This is a genomic window from Tenacibaculum agarivorans (assembly GCF_001936575.1).
Classification (GTDB): domain Bacteria; phylum Bacteroidota; class Bacteroidia; order Flavobacteriales; family Flavobacteriaceae; genus Polaribacter; species Polaribacter agarivorans.
Map to the genome: position 1 here is coordinate 115,551 of NZ_MSMP01000011.1, position 24,594 is coordinate 140,144.

General features: G+C 30.4%; 22 protein-coding genes. 6 read left to right on the forward strand and 16 right to left on the reverse strand.

The window, feature by feature from the left end; all coding sequences use genetic code 11:
- Positions 1-52 precede the first annotated feature (52 nt).
- From BVC87_RS10395 to BVC87_RS10415, 5 genes are all read right to left on the reverse strand, one after another.
- Complete coding sequence (locus BVC87_RS10395) at positions 53-712, reverse strand: YggS family pyridoxal phosphate-dependent enzyme (RefSeq protein ID WP_394331635.1); 660 nt, start codon at positions 710-712, stop codon at positions 53-55.
- Positions 712-1,953: a DUF1015 domain-containing protein gene (locus BVC87_RS10400; RefSeq protein ID WP_075342311.1), complete on the reverse strand. Its 1,242-nt coding sequence runs from the start codon at positions 1,951-1,953 to the stop codon at positions 712-714. Before BVC87_RS10400 ends, BVC87_RS10395 begins: the two co-directional genes overlap by 1 nt.
- Before the next feature lie 3 nt (positions 1,954-1,956).
- Positions 1,957-2,901: an NAD(P)-dependent oxidoreductase gene (locus tag BVC87_RS10405; protein ID WP_075342312.1), complete on the reverse strand. Its 945-nt coding sequence runs from the start codon at positions 2,899-2,901 to the stop codon at positions 1,957-1,959.
- A gap of 82 nt (positions 2,902-2,983) precedes the next feature.
- Positions 2,984-4,048 (reverse strand): 3-phosphoserine/phosphohydroxythreonine transaminase, encoded by a 1,065-nt coding sequence (gene serC / locus BVC87_RS10410; RefSeq protein ID WP_075342313.1) that lies wholly within the window; start codon positions 4,046-4,048, stop codon positions 2,984-2,986.
- 23 nt (positions 4,049-4,071) lie between these two features.
- Positions 4,072-5,133, reverse strand: a complete 1,062-nt coding sequence (locus BVC87_RS10415) for an acyl-CoA reductase (RefSeq protein ID WP_075342314.1) — start codon at positions 5,131-5,133, stop codon at positions 4,072-4,074.
- Between the two features lie 71 nt (positions 5,134-5,204).
- Here BVC87_RS10415 and BVC87_RS10420 point away from each other — a divergent pair, with 71 nt between their 5' ends.
- Complete coding sequence (locus tag BVC87_RS10420) at positions 5,205-5,555, forward strand: 4Fe-4S dicluster domain-containing protein (RefSeq protein ID WP_075342315.1); 351 nt, start codon at positions 5,205-5,207, stop codon at positions 5,553-5,555.
- Positions 5,556-5,602: 47 nt separating this feature from the next.
- Here BVC87_RS10420 and BVC87_RS10425 read toward each other — a convergent pair whose 3' ends face one another.
- The 5 genes from BVC87_RS10425 to BVC87_RS10445 all read right to left on the reverse strand — a co-directional run bounded on the left by BVC87_RS10425 (position 5,603) and on the right by BVC87_RS10445 (position 14,151).
- Positions 5,603-6,346: a class I SAM-dependent DNA methyltransferase gene (locus BVC87_RS10425; protein ID WP_075342316.1), complete on the reverse strand. Its 744-nt coding sequence runs from the start codon at positions 6,344-6,346 to the stop codon at positions 5,603-5,605.
- A 67-nt stretch (positions 6,347-6,413) separates the two neighbouring features.
- Positions 6,414-9,428, reverse strand: coding sequence for a TonB-dependent receptor (locus BVC87_RS10430; protein ID WP_075342317.1), 3,015 nt, complete (start codon positions 9,426-9,428; stop codon positions 6,414-6,416).
- A gap of 119 nt (positions 9,429-9,547) precedes the next feature.
- Positions 9,548-12,493: a TonB-dependent receptor gene (locus BVC87_RS10435; protein WP_075342318.1), complete on the reverse strand. Its 2,946-nt coding sequence runs from the start codon at positions 12,491-12,493 to the stop codon at positions 9,548-9,550.
- A 16-nt stretch (positions 12,494-12,509) separates the two neighbouring features.
- Positions 12,510-13,508, reverse strand: a complete 999-nt coding sequence (locus BVC87_RS10440; RefSeq protein ID WP_075342319.1) for a FecR family protein — start codon at positions 13,506-13,508, stop codon at positions 12,510-12,512.
- Positions 13,509-13,584: 76 nt separating this feature from the next.
- Positions 13,585-14,151: an RNA polymerase sigma factor gene (locus BVC87_RS10445; RefSeq protein WP_075342320.1), complete on the reverse strand. Its 567-nt coding sequence runs from the start codon at positions 14,149-14,151 to the stop codon at positions 13,585-13,587.
- Between the two features lie 142 nt (positions 14,152-14,293).
- Here BVC87_RS10445 and ychF point away from each other — a divergent pair, with 142 nt between their 5' ends.
- Positions 14,294-15,385: a redox-regulated ATPase YchF gene (gene ychF, locus BVC87_RS10450; protein WP_075342321.1), complete on the forward strand. Its 1,092-nt coding sequence runs from the start codon at positions 14,294-14,296 to the stop codon at positions 15,383-15,385.
- A 95-nt stretch (positions 15,386-15,480) separates the two neighbouring features.
- Here ychF and BVC87_RS10455 read toward each other — a convergent pair whose 3' ends face one another.
- The 3 genes from BVC87_RS10455 to BVC87_RS10465 all read right to left on the reverse strand — a co-directional run bounded on the left by BVC87_RS10455 (position 15,481) and on the right by BVC87_RS10465 (position 17,935).
- Positions 15,481-15,693 carry a hypothetical protein gene (locus BVC87_RS10455; protein ID WP_143569759.1) on the reverse strand — a complete coding sequence of 71 codons (213 nt, stop codon included), beginning with the start codon at positions 15,691-15,693 and terminating at the stop codon, positions 15,481-15,483.
- 86 nt (positions 15,694-15,779) lie between these two features.
- Positions 15,780-16,685: an SMP-30/gluconolactonase/LRE family protein gene (locus BVC87_RS10460; RefSeq protein ID WP_159439344.1), complete on the reverse strand. Its 906-nt coding sequence runs from the start codon at positions 16,683-16,685 to the stop codon at positions 15,780-15,782.
- A 134-nt stretch (positions 16,686-16,819) separates the two neighbouring features.
- A complete protein-coding gene (locus BVC87_RS10465; protein ID WP_075342324.1) occupies positions 16,820-17,935 on the reverse strand; it encodes a helix-turn-helix domain-containing protein in 1,116 nt (371 codons plus the stop codon).
- Between the two features lie 222 nt (positions 17,936-18,157).
- Between BVC87_RS10465 and BVC87_RS10470 the strand changes: the two genes are divergently transcribed.
- Positions 18,158-19,048 (forward strand): DMT family transporter, encoded by an 891-nt coding sequence (locus BVC87_RS10470; RefSeq protein ID WP_075342325.1) that lies wholly within the window; start codon positions 18,158-18,160, stop codon positions 19,046-19,048.
- 55 nt (positions 19,049-19,103) lie between these two features.
- Positions 19,104-19,775, forward strand: coding sequence for a DUF2461 domain-containing protein (locus tag BVC87_RS10475; RefSeq protein ID WP_075342379.1), 672 nt, complete (start codon positions 19,104-19,106; stop codon positions 19,773-19,775).
- Between the two features lie 439 nt (positions 19,776-20,214).
- Here the strand turns inward: BVC87_RS10475 and BVC87_RS10480 are convergent, their stop codons facing one another.
- The 3 genes from BVC87_RS10480 to BVC87_RS10490 are packed head-to-tail and all read right to left on the reverse strand — an operon-like array spanning position 20,215 to position 22,984.
- Complete coding sequence (locus BVC87_RS10480; protein WP_075342326.1) at positions 20,215-20,964, reverse strand: SDR family NAD(P)-dependent oxidoreductase; 750 nt, start codon at positions 20,962-20,964, stop codon at positions 20,215-20,217.
- Positions 20,965-21,016: 52 nt separating this feature from the next.
- Positions 21,017-21,586, reverse strand: coding sequence for a TetR/AcrR family transcriptional regulator (locus BVC87_RS10485; protein ID WP_075342327.1), 570 nt, complete (start codon positions 21,584-21,586; stop codon positions 21,017-21,019).
- A 60-nt stretch (positions 21,587-21,646) separates the two neighbouring features.
- Positions 21,647-22,984 carry an MATE family efflux transporter gene (locus tag BVC87_RS10490; RefSeq protein WP_075342328.1) on the reverse strand — a complete coding sequence of 446 codons (1,338 nt, stop codon included), beginning with the start codon at positions 22,982-22,984 and terminating at the stop codon, positions 21,647-21,649.
- A gap of 62 nt (positions 22,985-23,046) precedes the next feature.
- Here BVC87_RS10490 and BVC87_RS10495 point away from each other — a divergent pair, with 62 nt between their 5' ends.
- Both BVC87_RS10495 and BVC87_RS10500 read left to right on the forward strand, forming a co-directional pair.
- Positions 23,047-23,445, forward strand: a complete 399-nt coding sequence (locus BVC87_RS10495; protein ID WP_075342329.1) for an acyl-CoA thioesterase — start codon at positions 23,047-23,049, stop codon at positions 23,443-23,445.
- 32 nt (positions 23,446-23,477) lie between these two features.
- Positions 23,478-24,590 carry a DEAD/DEAH box helicase gene (locus BVC87_RS10500; protein WP_075342330.1) on the forward strand — a complete coding sequence of 371 codons (1,113 nt, stop codon included), beginning with the start codon at positions 23,478-23,480 and terminating at the stop codon, positions 24,588-24,590.
- The last annotated feature ends 4 nt before the right edge of the window (positions 24,591-24,594 follow it).

The window sequence follows — 24,594 nt, forward strand, 5'->3', positions numbered from 1 at the left end:
AAAGAGTGATAGGGAACAAATATAAGAAAATCAACCAGCTATTAAAAATTACTTACTTAAAGTAGTGTCTAGTTCCAAAAATAGAACTCCCTATTCTTACCATATTACTACCACATTTAATAGCTAAATTATAGTCCCCACTCATGCCCATTGATAAGGTTGTAAGATCAGTGTTTTGCTCTTTTAATTCATTGAATAATAGGTGTAAAGAGGAGAATTCTGAGGTTAATTGTTCTTCATTATCGATAAAAGTAGCCATACCCATAAGACCAACTATGTTTATATTTTCTAAAGCTTTATAGTCTTCTGAATTTAAAATATTTCGAATCTCCTCGAAGGATAAACCAAATTTAGTTTCTTCTTCAGCTATTCTAGCTTGTAGTAAGCAATTGATTATTCTATTGTGTTTCTTTGCTTGTTTATTTATTTCTTGTAATGTTCTTAGGCTATCTACACCATGAATTAAATCCACAAAATGCGCCATATATTTTACCTTATTTCGTTGCAAATGACCAATCATATGCCATTTAATATCCTTAGGTAATTCATCATATTTGGTCACCATTTCTTGAATTTTATTTTCTCCAAAAACACGTTGACCAGCATCATAAGCCTCTTGTAGATCAGCGATAGGTTTGGTTTTAGAAACAGCAACTAGAGTTACATGTTCAGGTAATTTATTTTGAATAGATTTTAGATTTTCCTTTATCATTATAAGATTTCGTAAATTGTTAAGGCACTTCTTAATTTGGGTTCAATATATGTAGTTTTGGGAGGCATTACCATGCCTTTATCTACTATAGTTGTAATTTCTTCTATTGTAGTGGCTAACATACCAAAAGAAACTTTGAATTCACCGCTATCTACTTTAGTTTTTAGTTCCAAGCTGTCCGATTTATCCTGTGAATAGATAATTTTTGAATCATTTCTAATATCCTCGATACCTAAGATCGGTTTTAAAACTGTTCTAAACAAAATTTCTGCATCTAATTGACTTAACTCATCAGTAAATTCATAAGCAGATTTTCGAAGATATAATGCATAAAACTCACCATTGAGATACATAGTGAAATGATGTTTTTCTTTAGGTTTATAGAGCTCTTGTCCTTTTTTTTCTATTCTGAAATACGTGTCTAATTCAATTAAAAACTCATCTGGAGTTAAATCATTTAAATCTCTAATAAATCTATTGAACTCGTATATATTTAACTGACTTTCAGGTAGTAAGTAGCTCATGAAGAAATTATAGTCTTCTTCACCAGAGTGATTTGGATTTTCTTTAGCTAAGTTTTTTGCTAAAATGCAAGATGATGTGGTACGATGATGTCCATCGGCAATATATAACGTTTTAACTTCGCTAAAAGCTTGTGTTAAAATAGTAATGTCTGTTTGGTCATCTATTACCCAAAGAAGATGTAAATCTTTATCTAAACTTGTAAATTCATATTCCGCCCTTTGTTGCTGATATTTTTGAATTACACTTTCAATAGTATCATTATCTGGATAGGTTAATAATACTGGCTCTGCATTAAAACCAGTATTTTTTAAATAGTTTTCAAATAAAAGCTCTCGCTTTTTGAGTGTTCTTTCATGAATTTTAATCACATCATTATGATAGTCTTCAGTTGAAGTAGCTGCTATAATTCCAGAAAAAGAGGTGTCAGAGGAAATTTTTTGATAGACGTATAAAGCAGGAGTTTCTTCTTGTGTAAACACATGATCTTCTTTAAACTCTAAGTATCTATTGTGTACTAATTTAAATCGTTGATCACCCGTAACATCTTGTTTATGATATTTATATCCAGGATTTACAACATGTAAAAAAGAATACGGATTAAACGCTAATTTATAGTTGCGTTCATCCTCGGAATAGGTTTCATACGATTTAGAAGATACTAAGGCTACTTTATCCCTAGTTGGTCTGACTGCTTTAAATGGTTTTATTTTAGCCATGATTTATGAAAGTAATGATGCAATTTGATTTGCTAATTCAATACTTGTTTTCTCTAGCGCTTCGTTAGTAGACTTTCCTAAATGTGGAGATAATGATAAGTTAGGATTCATTAACAATTGAATTTCAGGGTTGGGTTCACTTTCAAAAACATCTAAGGCAGCGAATCTTACTGGTCCTTTCTCAATTGCTTTTACTAGTGCAATTTCATCAATTAATCCACCTTCCACACAATTGACAATACAAACTCCCTCTTTCATTTTATTGAACTCAGATTCTCCTAACTTGAAGGTTTCTGCACTTAAATGTACAGAGATGAAATCTGATTCATTTAATAATTCTTCAAAATCGATAGTGTTTAATGTAAAATGAATAGTTTGTCCATCAAAAAACTCTAATTCAAGATCTGCTTCTTGTTGTTCAGGATCGCTAATTACTACTTTCATTCCTAAACCTAAGGCAATTTTTGCTGTTGCTAATCCTGAATTATTAATTCCAATAATTCCAATGGTTTTACCACGCAATTCTTGACCGTTATATAACTTTTGTAATCCTTTAAAGTTCATATCTCCTTCTAAAGGCATTTCACGATTAGATTGATGTAAATTCCTAGCCATGCCTAAAAGATGGGCAAATACTAATTCAGCAATAGCATTGGCACTACCTTCTTTACTGCTTACAATTTGTATTCCTTGATCTATAGCATATTGTACATCAATATTATCCATAGTTGGATTACCAGAGGCAATTAGTTTTAAACTAGGACAAGCATCTATTAATTCTTGTTGAATTTGAGTGTTACTCTTAACAATTATAGCACTAATTCCTTGGTCGTTTATATAATTCTCCAATTGTTCTTGCGCTACTTTAGCTACGATTACTTCAAAACCTTTACTTTCTAAAATGGCAACTCCATTTTCTGTAATTCCTTCGGTTACTAATATTTTCATCAACTGAGTTTATAATGTTTTTGTTACAAAGTCTGACGTTGTTATGTGGTAGAAACTTTGTATTATTATTTTATTACTTAATTTAAGCTGTTCTTTCCAATTCTTGCATAACGTCTACCAAAGCTTGTACACTGAATAAAGGTAGAGCATTATACATGCTAGCTCTATAGCCGCCAACTGATCTATGTCCGTTTATACCATTAATTCGTGCTTCTTTCCACATCAAATCAAATTTACTTTTAAGGTTTTCATCTGAAAGAGTAAAAGTTGCATTCATTGTACTACGATCTTCTTTTGCTACAACGCCGTTAAATAAAGGATTTCGATCTATTTCATTATACAATAGTGCTGCTTTTTTATTATTTACGCCTTCAATAAAGTCAATACCTCCTAAGTCTTTTAACCATTCCATGGTTAACATTGAAGTATATACAGCAAATACAGAAGGAGTATGGAACATACTATCTTTTTCTACATGAATCTTATAATTCAACATCGAAGGTACTTCTCGTTCTATTTGTTTTAAAAAATCTTCTTTAATGATAACAAGTGTAGTTCCTGCAGGCCCCATGTTTTTTTGAGCACCAGCATATATTAAATCAAATTTTGAAAAGTCTAATTTCCTTGAAAAAATGTCAGAACTCATATCACAAATCATAGGAACTTCAACTTCTGGAAATTCTAGCATTTGAGAACCGTAAATCGTATTGTTACTTGTACAGTGGAAATAATCAACATCATTAGGCACTGAATAGTTTTTCGGTATATATGTGAAATTTTTATCTTTAGAAGAAGCAACTTCTATTAAACCACCAAATAATTTGGCCTCTTTTATAGCTTTGCTACTCCAGGTTCCCGTATTTAAATAAGCGGCTTTGGTATTTAAAAAATTATAGGCTATCATTAAAAATTGCATGCTAGCTCCACCTTGAAGAAATAAAGCAGTATATCCTTTATCTTCTATATTAAGAAGTTCTAAAGCCAAATGTCTCGCTTTTTCTATTACGTCTACAAAAGGTTGGCTTCTATGTGAAATTTCTACTAATGATAAATCATCATTATTAAAATTAACAACAGCTTCCGAAGCTTTTTGTAATACCTCTTCAGGTAAAATACATGGGCCAGCGCTAAAATTATGTTTTTTCATGTGTAGTTGTGTGTCTTTTAGATTTAAATAGTAGATAAAAAAGTTAGCGTATTTACGCCATCTGCATAGTCCCATAACTCTGGGTGCTGAGTTTTTCCAAAAGGAATCTCATTTTCTATAAAGTCTTTGGAGACTATACATTGAATTTTTTCTCGATCTTCGTATAGTTTGATTTTTAAATCATCGATATTATCATAATATTCGTAAAAAACAGAAGCAATAGGAGAGGAGTAACTTTCATCTTCTTTGATCATTAAAAAACCATTTTCTAGAATATCAAATTCACTCATTAAATACACTGCTTTATTATAGTCGTAATTATTAGCGTATTTAGCATTTTGAATCACATCTTGTTTGGTAAACATACCTTGAAAAAAAGCATCAAAACTATAATCTCGGGGAATAAAGATTTTAGAAACAGAACGACAACCTAAACCAAAATATCTAAAAACATCTTCACTTAATTTTTCATAATCATCTTCATTTTCATTTCCATGAATGATGGCAACAGAATTTCTGTTTTTTCGAATGATATTAGGTTTATTTTTAAAATAGTATTCAAAATAACGTGCTGTGTTATTACTTCCGGTGGCAATTACCGCATCAAAATCTGTTAGTTTATCTTCTGTGAAAGATATTTTTCCTTTGAAATTTTCATTTGTATATTCTAAATACTTAGCTAAAAAAGGTAACAGGTGTTTATCATTACTAGATAATTTAGCTATAACTGCATGACCAGATATTAAAACAGATAAAAAGTCATGAAATCCAACTAAAGGAATATTACCAGCCATAATGATAGCTACTTTTTTATCTGACTTTTCTAGTAAATCTTCTTGTGCTATCCATTTTTTTATGTTAGAATCAGATAAAGCTTGAGCCCAATTTTCACAAGCAAAAAGAAGATTGTCTTTAGTAAACCAATTGTTGTGTTCTTCTGCTAATTTTAATTGATGCTTATAACCATCAAAAAAAATGTCGTTAAAAAGTATATTGTCTTTTTTAACGATTTCTTGTCTTGAAAATTGGCTTAAAAAATGCCCTAATTCAACAAATGAATGTATGCGCTGTTCAATTATATCCATTTAAATTGGTTCTAAATTAAATTGGCTTTATTTTTGTGTCAGCAAAGTTACAAAACAGAAATAGATTAGCTATGGCGATAATTATAACTGATGAATGTATAAATTGTGGTGCTTGTGAGCCTGAGTGCCCAAATACGGCAATATATGAAGGTGCTGAAGAATGGAAATATTCTGATGGTACTGATTTAACTGGAAACTTAGTGTTACCAAATGGGAAAAGCGCTAACGCAGATGAAGATCAGGAGCCAGTTTCTGATGAGATTTACTACATAGTTGTGGATAAATGTACAGAATGTAAAGGTTTTCATGAAGAACCTCAATGTGCTGCTGTTTGTCCTGTAGATTGTTGTGTGCCAGATGAAGACAATGTAGAAACAGAAGAAGAGTTGTTAGCAAAACAACGTTTTATGCACAACGAATAAATTTTTTTTATAGAAAATTAAAACCTAAACTACTAAGTTTAGGTTTTTTATTGTTTTTGAGCTACAATAACATAAGTATCAAAAGCATAGCTTTTTCTATCTACAATTTCTATTATTTTAAAGTTACTTAATTTTAAAAACAATTCCCATTCATTTTTTGTAAAAGCTCTGACAGTAGATATGTCTTCAATGAGAATTTTTGATCCTGAATTATTCGTTTCATAATATTTTGAATTCCATTGAAACATGAAATTCTCATTTTTTTTATCAGGTTCCATAAAGCTAATTCTAGAATAGTTTCTTTCGTTTATATTGGCATTATGAATCATCTCTTTTCCATCTTTAATTACAGCAAAAAAACGATTAGCGTCTATAAAGTCGAAACATAATATTCCATCTTTATTTAAATTATTATAAATAGCATTTAACATATTGTATACCGATAAATTGGTGTTTAAATAGCTAGTTGTTCTTCCTGTAATTAATGTAGCGTCTACTTTTGTAGTTAATGAAAAGTCAGTCATATTGCCTTGAATAAAAGTTCCTTTAGGGTTTCTTTTTCTAGAAAGATTAATCATGTCTGAACTTAAATCCATTCCATAATAATCAATTCCCGATGCTATAAAATGTTTAGCTAAATGACCAGATCCACAGCCAATTTCTAAGACATTTGTTGCTTTATTTTTCTTGATTACAGAATTATAGAAATTAAACTCATTCTCATAATCAATAAAAACCTGATACATTTCATCATATAGCTTTTCAAAACCTTTAGAGTATAAGTTTTGCATAATTATTATTATAAATAAAAACCCTGAGTATAAAACTCAGGGTTTTTTAGGTTAAAACAATGATTGATTAAAATCTGTAGTTAACAGATAAGTTAAACAAATTTCCTAATTGGCTAAAGTGATAACCATCGTAGGTCATTTGAGAGTATCTTTGATTGAAGGTAATTAAATTCGAGTTTGACATTACTTGAGCTGGATCATTTAAAATTGCTTGTCCTGCAGCATTTTCAGCTACAAATTCCCATTCAGGTAAAACATTTAATAAATTGTTAGCGTTAAAAGCAATAGTCCAATTATCATCTACATTGTAGTTAATTCCTAAGTCTGTTACTATTTTAGGAATAAATTCAGTTCTTAAATTGCTATCTAAACCTTGTTGCTTAAATGTTGTTTTGCCAAAATAAGTATTGTTTAGTGAAAAACCAAATTTACCAATGTCATATGTTGTACCTAAAATCCACTTAGTCTGCGGTCTAGAAGTAAAGAATAATGCTTCTTGTGTAGCGTTTACTACAGATTGACCAGCATTTGCAACAATGTCAGGATTTTTAACTGCACCATCTCTTTCGTTTTCAATTGTATAATTACCAGATAAATTGAAACCTAACTTACCGTTTCCAAGAGCTATTTTATTATAACTAACTACTACATCAATACCAGAAGTTTTTGTATCTATAGCATTTACAAAGAAACTTAAATCACTTAAATTGTTAGCATTTAATATTTGATCTAAAGGCGTATTACCAGCACTAGTTCTACCAATTTCAGTACTTAATACAATTCTATCATCCACAGCAATATTATAGTAATCTACTGTAAAAGAGAAGTTTTTAAAAGGTTTACCACCAATACCTACAGTAAAGTTAGTAGACTCTTCAGCAGTTAATTTAGGAATTCCTAATAAACGTGCTTGAGGAGAAATATTATTTACTAATCCACCAACTTGAATTCCTTGTCCTGGTACAAAGCTATATTGTGCTTTTTGAGTATAAATTTGGTGTAACGTAGGTGCTCTAAAACCTGTTGATATAGAAGCTCTTAATGTATATTTATCTTCTGCAAATTTATATCTTGAACTAGCCTTCCAAACAAAAGTGCTACCGAAATCAGAGAAATTCTCAGCTCTAACTGTTCCGTTGATTAAGAAATCTTTATTTACATCCCAATCTAAACTTGCATAACCTCCTAAGTTATAACGGTTAAAATTACCTGAATTTTCAGGAAGGTTACCAGCAAAAGAGTCAGCACCACCACCATCATAAGAAGCTAAATCACCTTCAATAACTTCAAAGTTTTCTGTTCTAAACTCAGCACCAACAGCTATAGCAACTTGGTCAGATAAAACTTTTGAGATATCGATGTTACCAACGATATGATTGAAAGCAGTTCCTCCTGGATCAAAACTAATAGGACTATTCTCTCTGTATAAAGAAATAGGAGTAAAAACTTCTCCTGGATCAGCAATACCATTACCATTAGCATCATCAAAGCTTGTAGCATATACTCTGTTTCTATTATGAGAATCACTTACAGTATAGGTTTGTATGTTACCACCAAAAGTTGCACTTGCGTCTACATTCCAATCGTTTATAACAGATTTGAATCCTAATGTAGCGTTGTAATCGTTTAGATCTCCTTCAAAAGTAGGTACATATCCGTCGTAACCACCTATAGTATTTGGATTAGCTCCAGGGAAGAAACTTGCTAAATATCCCATGTCGCTAGTTTGTCTCCATCCAGCAATAGCTCTATTTCCATTAGCATCAGCAGGATTGATAAAGTCATTTTGTTGTCTCCAATAAGGTGTTCTGTAATTCGCAAAACTATTTACTTTTTTATATACATATGCAGCATTAAAATATAATTCACTGTCATCTTTTAAACCTACAGCTCCGTTAATAAGGAATTTTGCCGCTGTAGTTTCAGGAGATCCATTTATGTTACCGGCATCTGGTCTTCTAGATAAAAATTCATCAACAACTTGTCTACCAAGAGTGTTACCTTGATTAATTGCATTAAATTTAGCAGTATAATCAGGTGTTCCCATATATGTATTTGTAAAAAAGTTTTCAATAGCTGCATTATCAGCAAAACTAGATAATGGTACACCACCTAAGGTACCGTCATCATTAACATAACTATTAAAACTATTTGGATTTACCGCAACAAAATCTCCAAATTCACCATCGGCGTCAACAATACCAGGTCTGTTTGCTAATGCAGTTTTAGAAAAGTCAACAGTATAATTAATAAATCCTTTTTCTCCAACTTTGCTACCATTGTTAACGCTTACACCAAGCATTTCTCCATCTCCTTCACCTGTAATACCAGTTCTAAATGTAGCTGATCCATTTTTATAATCATCTTTTAAAATGATATTCATTACTCCGGCAATTGCATCAGAACCATACTGAGCAGATGCCCCGTCTCGAAGAATTTGAATAGTTTTGATAGCATCAGTAGGAATACCAGAAATATCAGCACCAGTTTCACCTCTACCTGGAGAAGTTTGAGTATATAATAATGCACTTAAATTTTTACGTTTTCCATTGATAAGTATTAAAGTTCTACTTGGTCCCATATTTCTGATTTCGTATGGATCAAGTAGGGAAGTAGCATCATTTACCGGTGTATTTACCGTGTTAAATGATGGTATTTTATATTGTAAGGCTTTGTCAAATGTAGTTTGTCCTGTAGCTTGTAATTCTTTAACCCCAACAATATCAACAGGTAAAGGACTAGCTGTATTACTTCTAGCAGGTGTTCTACTACCAGTAACTACAACTTCATCAAGTTGTAATCCTTCTTTTAAAATAATATCAAATGTGGTTTTTCCATTAGTAGGAATCTCTTGCGTTTCAAATCCGGAAAAACTAACAATTAAAGTGGCACCCTCTTGTACATTCAATAGGAAGTTACCTTCAAAATCTGATGTTGTTCCATTTTGAGTGCCTTTTTCAATAATATTAGCTCCTGGTAATGGCTCATTGCTGGTGTCTTTAATAGTCCCTGCAATTTTTGTCTGAGACCATAAAATACCTGAAAATAAGGTGATAAATAATAACGTTATGAGTTTCTTCATAAATAGATTTTTGGTTAATAATTAAAAATATTTTTAGTTTTTATATAAGATATTAACAGTTACCTTATATTTTTAATAAGTAAGCTTCGTATTTTTTATACTCCTTTTTTTGAAAAAAATTAAAATTGAACCGAGATTTTAGAGTAATAAAAGGCACCGTTCGTTCCCATTTGAACAGCATCCCAAAGTCCTCCGCTATCAGTATTTCTGCCTTGTACAGAAGGAAAAGTGTTGAAGAGATTATTAGCGCCTAATTGCAGAGAGATTTTTTTATTAAAATTATAAGAAATGTGGGAATCTAGCGTAAATCTAGCATCATAATTATCGATTGAAGCTTCTAATCTTTCTTTCTCTGAATTACTAAATTCGCTTAGCGGTTTTTGTATTTGCCAGTCTATTAAGCTTAAATTACTGTATTTTGTTAATGTATTACTCAAAGAGATTTTCCCATTAGAATATATTGCATTTAGGAGTAATTTGTAGTTTGGAGCAGATGCTCTTAGGAAATATTGCTCGCGAATTCCAAAAAACGTTTCTTTATCTAGTTCTTTATTATTGATATTTGTGATATCGATATGATTTAAATTTCCAGAAAAAGTAGTTCCCAATGTTCTATTTTTTGAAAATTTCTTGATCCAGTTGAACCTGAAATCTAAACCATAAGTTACAGTGTTTACTCCATTAGCAAAAAATTGCACATTTTCTACATTAGCATTTAAACTAGAAGCATCAAAATTTCCACTTAATATGATTCTATCTTTAATATTTATAAAGTATGAGTCTACAGAAAAATGTAAATTTTCATTGAATTTATGATGTATTGCTAAACCATAATTTACAGCTTTTTCTTCTTTTAATTGATCAATACCAAAACGTCTGGTAATAGGGTTGTTATTCGCAATAAGGAAAGATTCTACAGGGGTATTGTCGATATAGTTTGTGAATTTTAAATTGTAATATATTTGTGCTAAAGAAGGAGCTCTAAAGCCTGTACTTAGAGAAAATCGAATATTTGTTTTGGGAGTAATACTGTACTTAAAAGCTAACTTGGTATTTATAGTATTACCAAAATCGCTATAATTTTCGAATCGTAATGCTGCAGCAAGTAACCATTTAGTAGTAAAATCAATTTCTGTGTCTAAGTATATTCCTAAACTATTTCTATTTCTATTCACTTCATTAGAAGGGGAATATCCAGGGAATCCTTGAGATCCCCCTGGTCTAATTGTACCGTTAAATGTCGGTATTTGATCCACAGGTGTTAGGTTGGTCGCTAAATTTCCATTATTATCATAAATACCATAAGAGGCTTCTTCTCCAGCAAATATTTGATAGTTTTCAATTCTATTTTCTAATCCAAAAGCGATATTTATTCCTTTTAAAAAAGAAGGATAATATCTTGAAATATCAAAATTAGTTGTGTTTTGTCGTAAGCTATGTCCTCCTGCATCAAATTCAGTTGGAGAATTTTCTAATAAAGTAGCATTTAAGGTTTCTTTGATAAAATAATGGAAATAATTTTCACCTAATGTATTACTGAAATCAATATTCCACTGATTTAATTTACCTTCTAATCCAACTGTAAGTGATTTATCAGAAATGTTTGATGTAATTAAAGGATTAAAGCCCTCTGGATATATGCTTTGGACATTTCGTTCACTATCAAAAGGTCTTGTAAAAGCATAGGCTTGGGTATTTCTGTAATTGAATCCGCCATGTATGTATCCTTTAATTTTTTTTGATATTGGAATTTTAGAGTTTACAAAAATATTACTGCCTGTTACTGCTGCATCACCATAATTTTCTCGAATATCAGTACCTTGTCTAAAGGTATTTTCTTTTGTTAAAAATTCAGCTGTAAGATTTATAAATCCGTCTTTATATATTTTAGCTCCATGATTGATATCAATTTTATAGGTTAATCCATCAATTCCTTTTCTTTCAGGATTAGTATTATTACTAGCATTATAAAACCCAAATGTTGAATTTATATTTGTTTTTTCTGAATTATCATTTAAAACAATATTAATAACTCCAGCTATTGCATCAGAACCGTATTGTGCAGAAGCTCCATCTTTTAATACTTCAATTTGTTGAATTGCAGCGGTAGGAATACTATTTAAATCTGTACCAGAATTACCTCTTCCTCTTGTCCCGTATAAATTAATTAATGAAGATTGGTGCCTTCGTTTTCCGTTAATTAAAACTAATGTTTGATCAGGACCTAAACCTCTATAGGATGCAGGTGTTATATGATCAGAACCGTCAGAACCTGATTGTCTAGTAGCATTAAAGGAAGGGATTTCAGATTGAATAAATTGGTTTACTTCTAAAAATTCACTTTTTTTCTTAACATTTTTCGTTTGAATTACATCAGTTGAGACAGGTGCATCTATCTTTTTCCTGTTTTTATTTCTTGACCCTACAACAAAAACTTCATCTAATTTAAAACCTGATGCTAATTGAATTCTCAGAAAATCCTCATTATCAACTTTTATAGTTTTTGGCTCATATCCAATATGAGAAAATAACAATGTATTATTTTCCAATAATTCCATTTCAAAAGCGCCATCATTTCTAGAAATAGTTCCGTTTAGTGTACCTTCCTCAATAATATTCACTTTAGGAATAGGTTGATAATATTGATCAATAACTAAGCCTCTAATAAATCTTTTGAATTTTGTGTTTCCTTGTTTAAGATTCTGATTCGTAATTGAATCACTAGTTTTCGATATTATATATCTTTTAGAAGCTGGAAGTTTGTGTAAACTCCTTTTATACAGTACGTAATAGTTATTCCCTAGATAATCAATTTCATAAAAAGTAATTTTTTTTAATAGAGAAATAGATTCTTGTAGAGATAGGTTTTTAAAAGGGGAAATATCTATTTTCTCCTTTTTAATAATAATAGGGTTATATGTAAAAAAAATATTGTGTGTACTGCTAATACTATCTAAAGCATCAACTAAAAGTATCTTTTTGGGAGTTTGTGCATATAGGTTTTTAGTGCAAAAAAAGAATACAATCCAAAAGGATACCAGTAGTAATGTATTCTTATTAGCCATTAAAAAAGAATTAGAATTAGTTTTTAGACACTACTAGTATACTATTTTCTTTTTTAATATTTACGTTTGTGGACTTTTTTATTGCATTTAAACAGATATTTAAATCTGTAGTAGGGACCACACCAGTGATTAATTTTTGTCTAGTTTCCTTGTCTTTGTAGGAAAAAGAAACCCCATAAGTATCAGATATTCTATTTAAAGCTTTTTCTAGTGTATAGTTGTCAAAAATTAATTTGCCATCTTTCCATGAAGCAGGTTCTTCATTAGAGTTTATGTTTCTATCTACTATAATTTTTTTGTTTACTGAAGAGTACTCTATATAATTTCCAGGAATCATTTTTTTTGAAGAACCATTGTCTAAAGCTAATTTAATATTCCCTTCTTCCAAATATACTTTAGTTTTATTACGATGTGTATTCACGTTAAATTGTGTGCCAAATACTTCAACTGTTAAATCATTCGTATTTACCCAAAATTTTGCATTAGTAGCTTTTTCTTTTTTTACATTAAAATAAGCTTCACCTTCTAATTTGATTTTTCGAATTTCATTTCTGTAATATGAAATTTTTGAATTTGAATTTAAAGTAATTGAAGTTCCGTCTTCTAATGTAAACTCTAAAACTTCTCCATAAGATGTTTTATGTACGATAGGAGAGAACTGACGGTATATCAATGCTCCAATCGATAGTAATACGATTACACTTGCAGCAATACTAAGCTGTTGAATACGTTTTTTTGTAGTGTATTTCGTTTTCTTTTCTTTTTCTTGTATAACTTTTAATTTAGATTCTAATTTATTCCATTCAGCATCAATTTTTTGCTGAGGAACCGTATCATTTTTAAAGTTTATACCAAGTATGATATGCTGAGCTTTATTAAATACATCAAACTGATCTGGGTTTTCTTGAACCCAAGAATCCCAATAGTCATCAGTAGTTTCTTTATTCAAAACCCAGTTTTTAAATGATTTGTCATTTAAAAAATCGTCTATACTATTATGTTTTTCCTTACGCATTAAATTAGTTATACAACAATTCCTTTATTAAAATAAGAGTAAAAATTATAAAGTATACTCTTTTTTTATTACAAATTTATGAATTTAATAATTGAATGTTAGTTATCTCTTTTCTTAGGTTTTTAATAGCCTTATGAAGAGTATTTACTACACTTTGGTAATTAATCTCCATAGTATCGGCTATTTCTTTGGCTTTGAGGTTACAGTGAAATTTTAAAAAAATAACTTCTTTTTGGCGTTTAGGGAGCTGGTTGATCAGATTTGTTAAGTTTTTATTTCTGTATGTTGTAGATTCCTGATGAGTAATCAGTTCTTCAACAGTAAAATTTATATCAACAATATCTGTATCAAGATTTCTTATTATTGAGTACTTCTTTGTTTTATTTACCCTTTTTATTATAAATCTTCTGTAAGAAGAAAATAAATATGGAGCTATGGCATTTAGATCACTCAAGTTTTCTCTATGTTCATATACATAAATAAAAAAATCTTGAATGGTATCTTCTGTGAGGTTTTCATCTTTAGAAATTTTTAAACCATAATTGTACAATGAAGAATAGAACTTTTTAAATACCATTGAAAAAGCATCTAAATCCCCTTCTTTTAATGATTTCCATAATATTTCTTCAGATGTATGATCCATTATTTCGGAAAAATAAGTGATGAAGTTAAGAAAAATATCATATTCTGTAAAAAAAAGGTTAAATGAATAATTAGAGTTTACTGTTTATTTTCTGAAAAAGTAATGTAATATACTATATTTGCAAACTCTAAAAATAATATAAATGAAAGCTGGAATTGTAGGGTTACCTAATGTAGGGAAATCAACATTATTTAATTGTTTGTCTAATGCTAAAGCGCAAAGTGCAAACTTTCCGTTTTGTACTATAGAGCCTAATTTAGGTGTGGTAAATGTACCAGACCAACGATTGGAAAAACTGGAAGAACTAGTTAATCCTGAAAAGGTAATTCCTGCTACTGTAGAAATAGTAGACATTGCAGGTTTAGTAAGAGGCGCAAGTAAAGGAGAAGGTTTAGGAAACCAATTTTTAGCAAATATTAGAGAAACAGACGCTATTTTGCATGTGTTACGTTGTTTTGATAATGATAATATTGTACATGTGGATGGTTCTGTAGATCCTATTAGGGATAAAGAGACTATAGACATTGAGTTACAACTTAAAGATCTAGAAGCTGTTGAAAAAAGACTAGAAAAAGTTAAAAGAGCAGCTAAGACAGGAAATAAAGAAGCACAAGCAGAATTAGCTTTATTAGAAAAAATTCAAGCAGTATTACTAGAAGGTAAATCTATAAGAACTATTGAGTTTACTGAAAAAGAAGAAGAGCTAGTAAAATCAATGCAATTTATTACGGCAAAACCAGTAATGTATGTTTGTAATGTAGATGAATCTTCTGCTAAAGACGGAAATGCTTATGTAGAAAAAGTAAGAGAAACGGTTAAAGATGAAGATGCTGAAATCATCGTATTAGCTGTAGCTACAGAGGCAGATATTGCTGAGCTAGAAGATTATGAAGAGCGTCAGATGTTTTTAACTGACATTGGGTTAGAAGAACCAGGTGTTTCTCGTTTAATTCGTTCTGCATATACATTATTAAACTTACAAACGTATTTTACGGCTGGTGTGAAAGAAGTAAGGGCTTGGACTATACCAGTAGGGGCTACTGCACCGGAGGCAGCTGGAGTTATTCATACCGATTTTGAAAAGAAATTTATTCGTGCACAAACTATTAGTTTCGAAGATTATGCTGAATATGGAAGTGAGGCTAAGGTTAAAGAAGCAGGAAAAATAAGAGCAGAGGGTAAAGAATATGTAGTAGCTGATGGTGATGTGATGCACTTCATGACTAATGCATAATGTTTGTCTTCATGTATTAAAATATATAAAAGAGAATAGTTGTATGACTATTCTCTTTTAGTTTTAGTTCAATTCAATAATTGACATAGTATATATTACCCAATACCACCAAAACAAGTAGTTGTATCATAAACACAAACTTTTGTCCCGTTGATTAAATTTGTGATACATGCGGATACACATTCAGCTTCACTACCAGGTATTATACAATCCGCATCACTATTACAATAAGTTATTGCGCCTCCGTTAATACTTAATTGATCTTTTCTTTGTAATACTTTTCCTAAGCTTAGGATTGTTTTTTTCATAATAAAAATAGATTTAAATGGTTGATTAAATCCTTGATTATTTAAAGACATTCAAGGTTTTTATGTCTATTCTCGCGAAAGAAGTTTTATTGAGGTAAGTAAATTTTTCTTAAGGCACCAGCTGCTGAATTTCCAAGTTCTGAGACATATAGTATTTTGTTCCTTTTATCAGAGGTTATTCCATTAGGAGTTCTAAAAGCTGCTTCAGAAAAATCACCATCTATAGTTTGGGCTTCTCCTGTTCCAACTAATACTGTAATCTCTCCTGTTTTTAAGGAAACTTTAAAAATCTTATTTACAGCAATACCAGTGGCATACACATTATCTTCAATAACAGTGATATAACCAATACCAAATCCTTGATTTACGATGTTTGGAATGTTGGCAATTAAGGCTACTTCTCCGTTTGGTGTAATCGATAAAATATCGGCAGTACTGAAGTTTCCGACAACTAAATTTCCGTTAGTATCAAAATCAATTCCAACGCCACCAGCTAATCTACTGTCTGAGGCATATAAAGTTGCTTGACCATTTGGTGATACTTTATGCACTGTTGGTTTAGAGAAGTTTGAAACATAAATGTTGTTTTCTTGATCTAGTGTAAGACCTGAAGGCCATCCATCTATTGTTGCTATCGTACTTTTTTCCCCTTTTTGATTAATTTTCACAATTTTCCCATTCAAAGTATTGTTAGCGTCGTTAACATAGATATTCCCATCTTTGTCAATAGCATTTCCTAATGGACCTGTTAAATTTGTTACTGCTTCTGATACATTTCCTTCAGGTGTAACTTTAAAAATTTTGGTACCACTTCCTCCAGTAGTTTCAAATCGTCCATATTCAGACACAAAAACATTTCCATCCTGATCAACAGAAACCGCATCATTACCTGTAAAATCCATGACTAAAGTTTCTACGATAGGATCTCTTGGAACAATTTCATCTTTACAAGAAGATATACTTAAGTGTAGTAGTAAAATTATAGCGTACATAAAAAGTTTGTTTTGCTTTTTGAGCATTTTCATTGTGTATAGATTTAAGTTCAATTCAAAACTATTTCCTAATTACTTTTGAATCGACCTAAGGTATACAGCAAAACAGAACAGCTAGTTTACAAGGTATATTTTTATACAGATGAACTTAAACTTTTGATAAAACTAGTAGGAGTTTGTTGTGTAATTTCTTTAAACGCTTTGTTGAATGTAGATTTAGAATTAAATCCAGAATCTAAAGATAATGCTAGAATAGTATGACTTTCATGTTCTCCATGTTGTATTTTTTCAATAAAACTTTGCACTCGGTATCTATTTACATAATCATAAAAATTAGATTTATGAATCGTATTTAATAACCACGATAGGTTGTTGGTAGACGTATTCAATTGTTTGGCTAATGCTACCAAAGTTAATTTATGATCTAAATAAATTTTTTCATCCACCATAAGATGTTCTAATTCTTTAGATACTCTTTGTGTTTCTTCAGGAGTCAAACGCTCTTTTTTTGAAATAGTTTGCTTGCTTTTTGGAGGAGTTCGAAATATTTCAGGTTGACGTAAACTATAAAACCCTACTATATATATGAAAATAGGCGTACAAATCCACACAGAGTTATAATTGATATAAGCCGTAAGAGGAATGGGAATAAAATAATTTAAAAAACTAAACATCCAGAAGATTAAGATAGTACTTATACCCAAAATCAGAAAATGTAAATAATTGTAGATATTTTGAGTGTAGGACAGTTCATTTTTTTCTTCAATCTTGTAATTTTTAACAACCAGAAAAGCTAAAACTACATAAATGATATTTGAGGCTAAAGCACTGAGTTCAGTGATGAAATAGATTAAATTGAATTTTCCTTGTCGTATCATTAGAATAAGAGTGTCATAGTCAATAGAAATTACTACTATGGCATATATAAAATGAATAATAGCGGGAATAAAATGCTGAAATGGTAATTGTTTTTTGCTTTGCGTCAATAAATTTCTGGTATACAAGTATACTAATGGACCAAATAGAAAAATAATGGTTTCTGCTAGTAAAGCTATTTTATGAAATAAAGGAGAAAAATATTTAAATAAGAATACTCGTCCACTTAACATAATTGTAGCTGAAAACAATAAAAAGGAAAGAAGTTTGTTCGCTGATTTGTTTTTATTTCGAACTAAAAGAATGGTAATACCTAAAAAGAAACCTTGACTAACACCAACAAATAATAAGAGGTCTAAAAAATGAAAATTCATATCGACTATTTGATCACAAATCTAAAGTAATTTTGAGTTCGAATAGACCGAAGTTATACAGAACTACGTATAATGAGTTAAAATTTAAAACTTATGATGTATTATTTAAAAATTGTTAATTAAAACACTATCAGTTTTTTATCACGTACTCATCAGCTGTTATGATTGTAATTCCGAAGTTTTAGTTAACATATATTCCAGCCTACGTTTTATTTTTACATAATGAAACTAGAAAAAAAGTTTATCTCAGGAGTTCTTATAGGGCTTTTAGGAATTATATTATTTTCATCTAAAGCAGTATTGGTTAAGCTCGTATACAACTATAATGTTGATGCTATAACAACATTATTGCTACGGATGCTGTTTTCATTTCCTTTTTATGTGATCATTGCCATTCTATATCGAAATGAAAAAAGGGCAGAGGAGAAGAACCAACAAAAAGACTATGTATGGGTACTATTTTTTGGAATAGTAGGGTATTATTTAGCAAGTTATTTTGATTTTGTCGGGCTAACCTATATCAAGGCAAGTTTAGAACGGATTATCTTATTTATCTATCCAACCATTGTTTTAGTGTTTAATAAATGGTTTTTGAAAAAGCCAATTAATAAACATCAAAAAATAGCCATACTCATTACGTATATAGGTATAATAGTAACGTTTGGTAATGAAGTAAGTTTATCTGGAAAAACAATTTATATAGGAGGTTTTTATGTGGTATTAAGTGCCATTACGTATGCTTCTTATTTAGTAGGTAGTGGTTGGCTAATTCCTAAGTTTGGTGTAATGCGATTTACAGCTTATGCCATGTTAGTATCTTGTATATGTGTATTTATCCATTTTGGTTTACAAGCAACAACAAATATTTTAGACCTACCATTTGAAGTATATATTTTAGGTTTTTGCATTGCTATATTTGCCACCGTAATTCCTTCATTTTTAGTATCGATATCCATTAAAATGATTTCTTCATCTAATTTTGCCATTATAGCTGCAATTGGACCAATTTCTACCATATTACTCGCTTTTTTATTTTTAGATGAACGATTAACAGTAACTCAAGTTATAGGAACCATCATCGTAATTTTAGGCGTTTTAAATGTTAAAAAGTAATTGCAGAAGAATAGATAGTTTAGAAATTAACTTATTTTAGCTAAAAATGCCAAATATGCAATTTAAAGAATCAACTTTTCAATTTTTAAATCAATTATCAGAAAACAACAATAGAGATTGGTTTGCTGAGCATAAATCTGAGTTTGACGCTGTTCAAAAAGAGGTAAAGCAATTTTATAAAGCCGTTCAAGAACAATTAGAACAGCATGATGAAATAGAAAAGCACAAGTTTTTTAGAATTTATAGAGATGTACGTTTTTCTAAAGATAAAACACCTTATAAAACGCATTTTGCAGGTTCTTTTTCTAGAAATGGTGCACATTTACGAGGTGGGTATTATTTACGATTAAAATCAGGGGAAAGTTTTCTTGCTGGTGGTTTTTGGGAACCAAATAAAGATGATTTATTCAGAATTCGAAAGGAAATAGAAATTGATGCTGCTGAGTTTAGAGAAATTTTAGCAGATCCAGAATTTCAAAAATACTTTGGCGATAAATTTGAAGGAGAAGAATTGAAAACTGCACCTAAAGGTTTTGACAAAACACATCCAGATATTGATTTAATCCGAAAAAAAGGATATATCGCAGTTCGAAATTTTACAGATAAAGAAGTGTTGTCTAAAAACTTTTTACAAGAAATTGACAAATCTTATCAAGCGTTACGTCCATTTTTTGATTTGATGAGTTCAGTATTGACTACAAATTTAAATGGAGAATCACTTCTTTAAATAGAAGCTTAAACCTGTTGTGTATTTGCAACAAAATTCTGTTAATTCAAGTGATTTTTAGAATGTAATGAAGAAAATTAAATTTTGAATAATAGATGTTTATGTATAAATGGTCTATATTTCCTCTCCTTTGCATCAAGACAAAGGAGCAAAAATCAAGACTAGAATGATAAGAATTTAAAAATACTACGGCATCTCCAGCAACAGATGAAAAGAACTCGCTATCGCTCAAACAGCTTTTCATCTTTCAGCCAACGCTGCTACCTTGATTTTTGTAAATTTTTATCAATAGGTCATTCTTTTAGTAATATGCTATTAAAACCGTTTCACAAAATTTTTGTTGATGGTTCTCGAACTGACAATTTAGGATTGTTTAAATTTACTCATAAGCTATAACACTGGTGCCTGAGGAACTCGAAGGCACCAGTGTTAGATTATTTTATATCTGACTTAATCCTCCATCAACTTCTAACTCCACACCATTAATAAAAGAAGCATCTTCAGAAGCTAAGAATAATGCAGTACTTGCAATTTCTTCAGATCTACCAAATCTACCTAATGGTACTGTTTCAGCAAAACCTTTACCCATTTCTTCTACAACTTCTCCCGGTAAGTTCATTTTTCCGTAAATAGGAGTTTCAATTGGTCCTGGAGCAATAGAATTAACACGAATTCCTCTACCTTTTAATTCTGATGTTAATACACGAGAATAGGCTCTTAAAGCTCCTTTACTTGCAGAGTATACTCCAAATCCATCAAATCCTTTTTGGTGAACAATAGAATTGGTGAATAAGATAGAACCTCCATCATTCAGATGTGGAATAGCTTCTTTTGTTGCTAAAATTGGCCCTTTAACATTAATGTCAAAAACTTCTGTATAGTGCTCATTTGTAATTTCATTAGTTGGAGCAACTGGAGCAACACCAGCATTCAAGAATAACACATCAATTTTACCAAAGGTATTTACCGTTTCTTGTATTAATTTTTTGTTGTCTTCTTCTTTAGCTACGTCTGCTACCACAGTGATAAATTCACCGTTTAAGTCTTTAGTTGCCTCTGCTAAAGCACTTTCTCTTCTTCCAGATATTACAACTTTAGCACCTTCTTCTAAAAATAATTTTGCAGTTGCTAAACCTATTCCACTATTTGCGCCAGTAATTACGGCTACTTTGTCTTTTAATTTGTTCATGATGATTAGTTTTTATTTGAAACAATCGTTTCAAATAAGGTTAAAAAAAATTTTATTCTAATACAGAAAGTATTGTTTTAACAATGCTCTGCATATCTTTTTGATCATTAATCAAAATATTAGATAAACTAAATCCTTGAAAAGTGGTTACAAGATAAATGGCATATTCATACGCTGTTTTATTGGTATTTATACTACCTCTTTCTTGACCTTTTTCAATAATATCTTGGAATAATGCTATCATACCTTGATTATTACTTTTTAGAAATGAATTGATACTGTCTTCCTGATTGGCCATTTCAGTTGTACAGTTGTTAATCAAACACCCTTTTTTATCATTAATATTTGTATAAAAAATTCGTTCTAAAGTTTTTATATAACAATCATTTTCATTTGAACAAAGAATATTTTGAATTTCATTTTGAGCTTGACATTGGTAACTTTTTAGACACAACATATAAAGGTCTAACTTACTACCAAAAGTGTTATAAATGCTCGATCTATTCAAACCAGTAGCATCAACTAAGTCCTGCATAGAAGTTAAACTATAGCTCTTGCTATGAAATACTTCGGTTACTTGTTGAATTACTAATTCTTTATCAAATGTTTCTGTCTTTGGCATATATTTGAAATGATCGTTTCAAAATTAATAAATAAACTAAAATGCAAATGAAATAAAATGTTAATTTTTTAATAAAGCAATTTCCTTCTGAACAAAAAAGTAGGTAACTACTGTTGCCAACAAGTCAGAAATAGGAAAGGAGAACCAAATTCCATCTAGTCCATAAAATATAGGTAAGATTATTATAAATGGAATTAAAAAGATGGATTGTCGTAATAAAGTTAATATTAATGCAGGCTTAGCTTTTCCTACTGCTTGAAAATAAGAAGCACCAACTAATTGAAAAGCAATAAAAGGTGTAGCTAATAACGTTACTAAAATTGCATTTGGTGTTTGCTCTAACAATTGTTTATCGTTTGTAAACACTGTAGTCATTTCATAATTAAAGAAATACACAGCAATAAAAATCAAGACACACAAAATAGTTCCGTATTTGTTAGCAGTGTATAGTACTTGTTTTACCCTGTCATACAAGTTTGCACCATAATTATATCCAGCTATAGGCAAAAAACCTTGTACAATACCAAATACAGGGAAAAAGATAAACATCATTAGACGATTGATAATTCCAAATACAGCTAAAGAAGATTCATTTCCGTATTTATATAATGAATAATTTAAAATAATAGTTAAAACACTAATCGTTCCTTGTCTAACTAGTGTAATGCTACCTAAAGAGCTAATTTCGGAAACAATAGCTTTGTTTAATTTCAATTGATCAAAACGTATTTGTAAATTACTTTTTTTAGACAGTAAAAAACCTAAAATGAATAATCCACATACTCCATAAGCAATGGAAGTAGCCAAGCCAGCACCAAACATTCCCCAACCAAAAACCTTAATAAATAAAATGTCTAGAATAATATTGGCAATGGCTGGTAAAATTAAAGCTACCATAGCATAGGTAGGCTTACCTAAAGCTCTAATAATTGGGTTGCCCATCATTGCATAGGCTAAAAAAGGTACACCCAGTATAATAATTCTAAAATATGGAATTGCAGGCTCTAAAATGTTTCCATTAGCTCCAAATAGTTTTAAAACAGCTTCTTCAAAAACTAAACAAATAGTTACTAAAACTACTGAATTTATGGTGGTTAAACTTATTTGATTTCCGAATACTTTTTTCGCCTTTTCAACATTATCAGCTCCTAAAGCTAAGGAAATTACAGAGCTACCACCAATACCAATAGCCATTCCAATAGAAGATATTAAAAAACCAATAGGTAAAACAACTGTAATAGCAGCTATAGCTAAAACTCCAATCCATTGACCAACAAAAATAGTATCTACAATCATGTTGATAGACATTACCAGAATACCAATAGCAGCAGGTACAGATTGTTTTAATAATAGTTTACTTATTTTTTCTGTAGAGAGTTCACTGGCAACTTGATTCATGGTCGTAGAAATTAGTTTACAAATTAACGAAATAATACGCTTTCTTACGTAAGTTTGTAGTCATGAATTCAGATAAAGTTTTTAGTACAACAAGAACAGTAGTTTCTAGTGAAATAGACGACTTAGATCATGTAAATAATGTGGTTTATTTGCAATGGGTACAAGACATTGCAACATTACATTGGCAACATCTTACTAAAAATAGTGATGCTAAAGATTTAATTTGGGTAGTTTTAAGACATGAAATTGATTATTTAGGTCAGGCCACCTTAAATGAAAAGATTACCTTAAAAACTTGGGTTGGAGAAACTAAAGGAGTAAAATCCATTCGCCATGTTGAAATTTTTAAAGAAGATAAATTATTGGTAAAAGCACAAACCACTTGGTGCTTACTAAATAATAAAACCTTACGTCCTACAAGAATCACAGAAGATATCTTTAATTTGTTATCTCCAGCTTAAATAAAACTATCTTTGTGGCTTAAAATAAGTATATGTCAACATTCTCAGATTTAGGTGTTCGTAAAGATTTTGTTAAAGGGTTAAATGAGTTGGGAATTAAAAAACCAACGGAGATTCAAGAAAAAACAATCCCTTTTTTACTAGAAGAAAAGGCTGATTTTATAGGGTTAGCTCAAACAGGAACGGGTAAAACTGCTGCTTTTGGCTTACCTATTTTACATCAAATAAAACCAAGTTCAGATACAATTCAGGCGTTGATTTTATCACCAACTAGAGAATTGGTTCAACAGATTAAAAAACAACTATTTAAGTTTACAAAATATGTAGATGGTAAAATCTTTGTTGAAGCGGTATATGGTGGTGAAAAAATTGATAAACAAATTAAAAATCTACAAAGAACCACTCATATTGTAGTCGCTACTCCAGGAAGACTTATTGATTTAATTGAAAGAGGAGAAATCAATTTGAAAAATATAAAAACCTTAGTTCTAGATGAAGCTGATGAAATGTTGAGTATGGGCTTTAAATTGGAAATTAATAGAATCTTAAAATATACCTCTGGAGAACGAAATACTTGGTTATTTTCTGCAACAATGCCAGATGAAATTAAAAGGATTGTAAAAAATTACATGAATATAAATGCAAAACGTGTTGAGATCAATCCGGCTTCCATGGTTAATGAGAATATTACACATTATTATACCATAGTATCTTCAGCAAATAAAACAGATGCAATTATTTCTTTTTTAGAAGGAAGACAAGAGGAACGAGGTATTCTTTTTGCGAGAACTAAAGCTGGTGCTAGAAAGTTAACCAATGAATTACTAGAAGAAGGATTTACTGTAGGTGTTTTAGAAGGAGATATGAAACAGATAGAGCGAGATAAGGTAATGAGAGCGTTTAAAAATCAATCATTACAATATTTAATTGCTACAGATGTTGCTGCAAGAGGTATAGATGTACAAAATTTGAATTTTGTAATTCATCATAAGTTACCAGAAAAGTTAGAGTATTATACTCATAGAAGCGGACGTACAGCAAGAGGTGGAAATAGAGGAATATCACAAGCCTTTGTGTTACCAAGCGAATTAGAACATATTCATCAAATACAAAAAAGATTAAATATTCAATTTATTAAGAAGTAGTAAG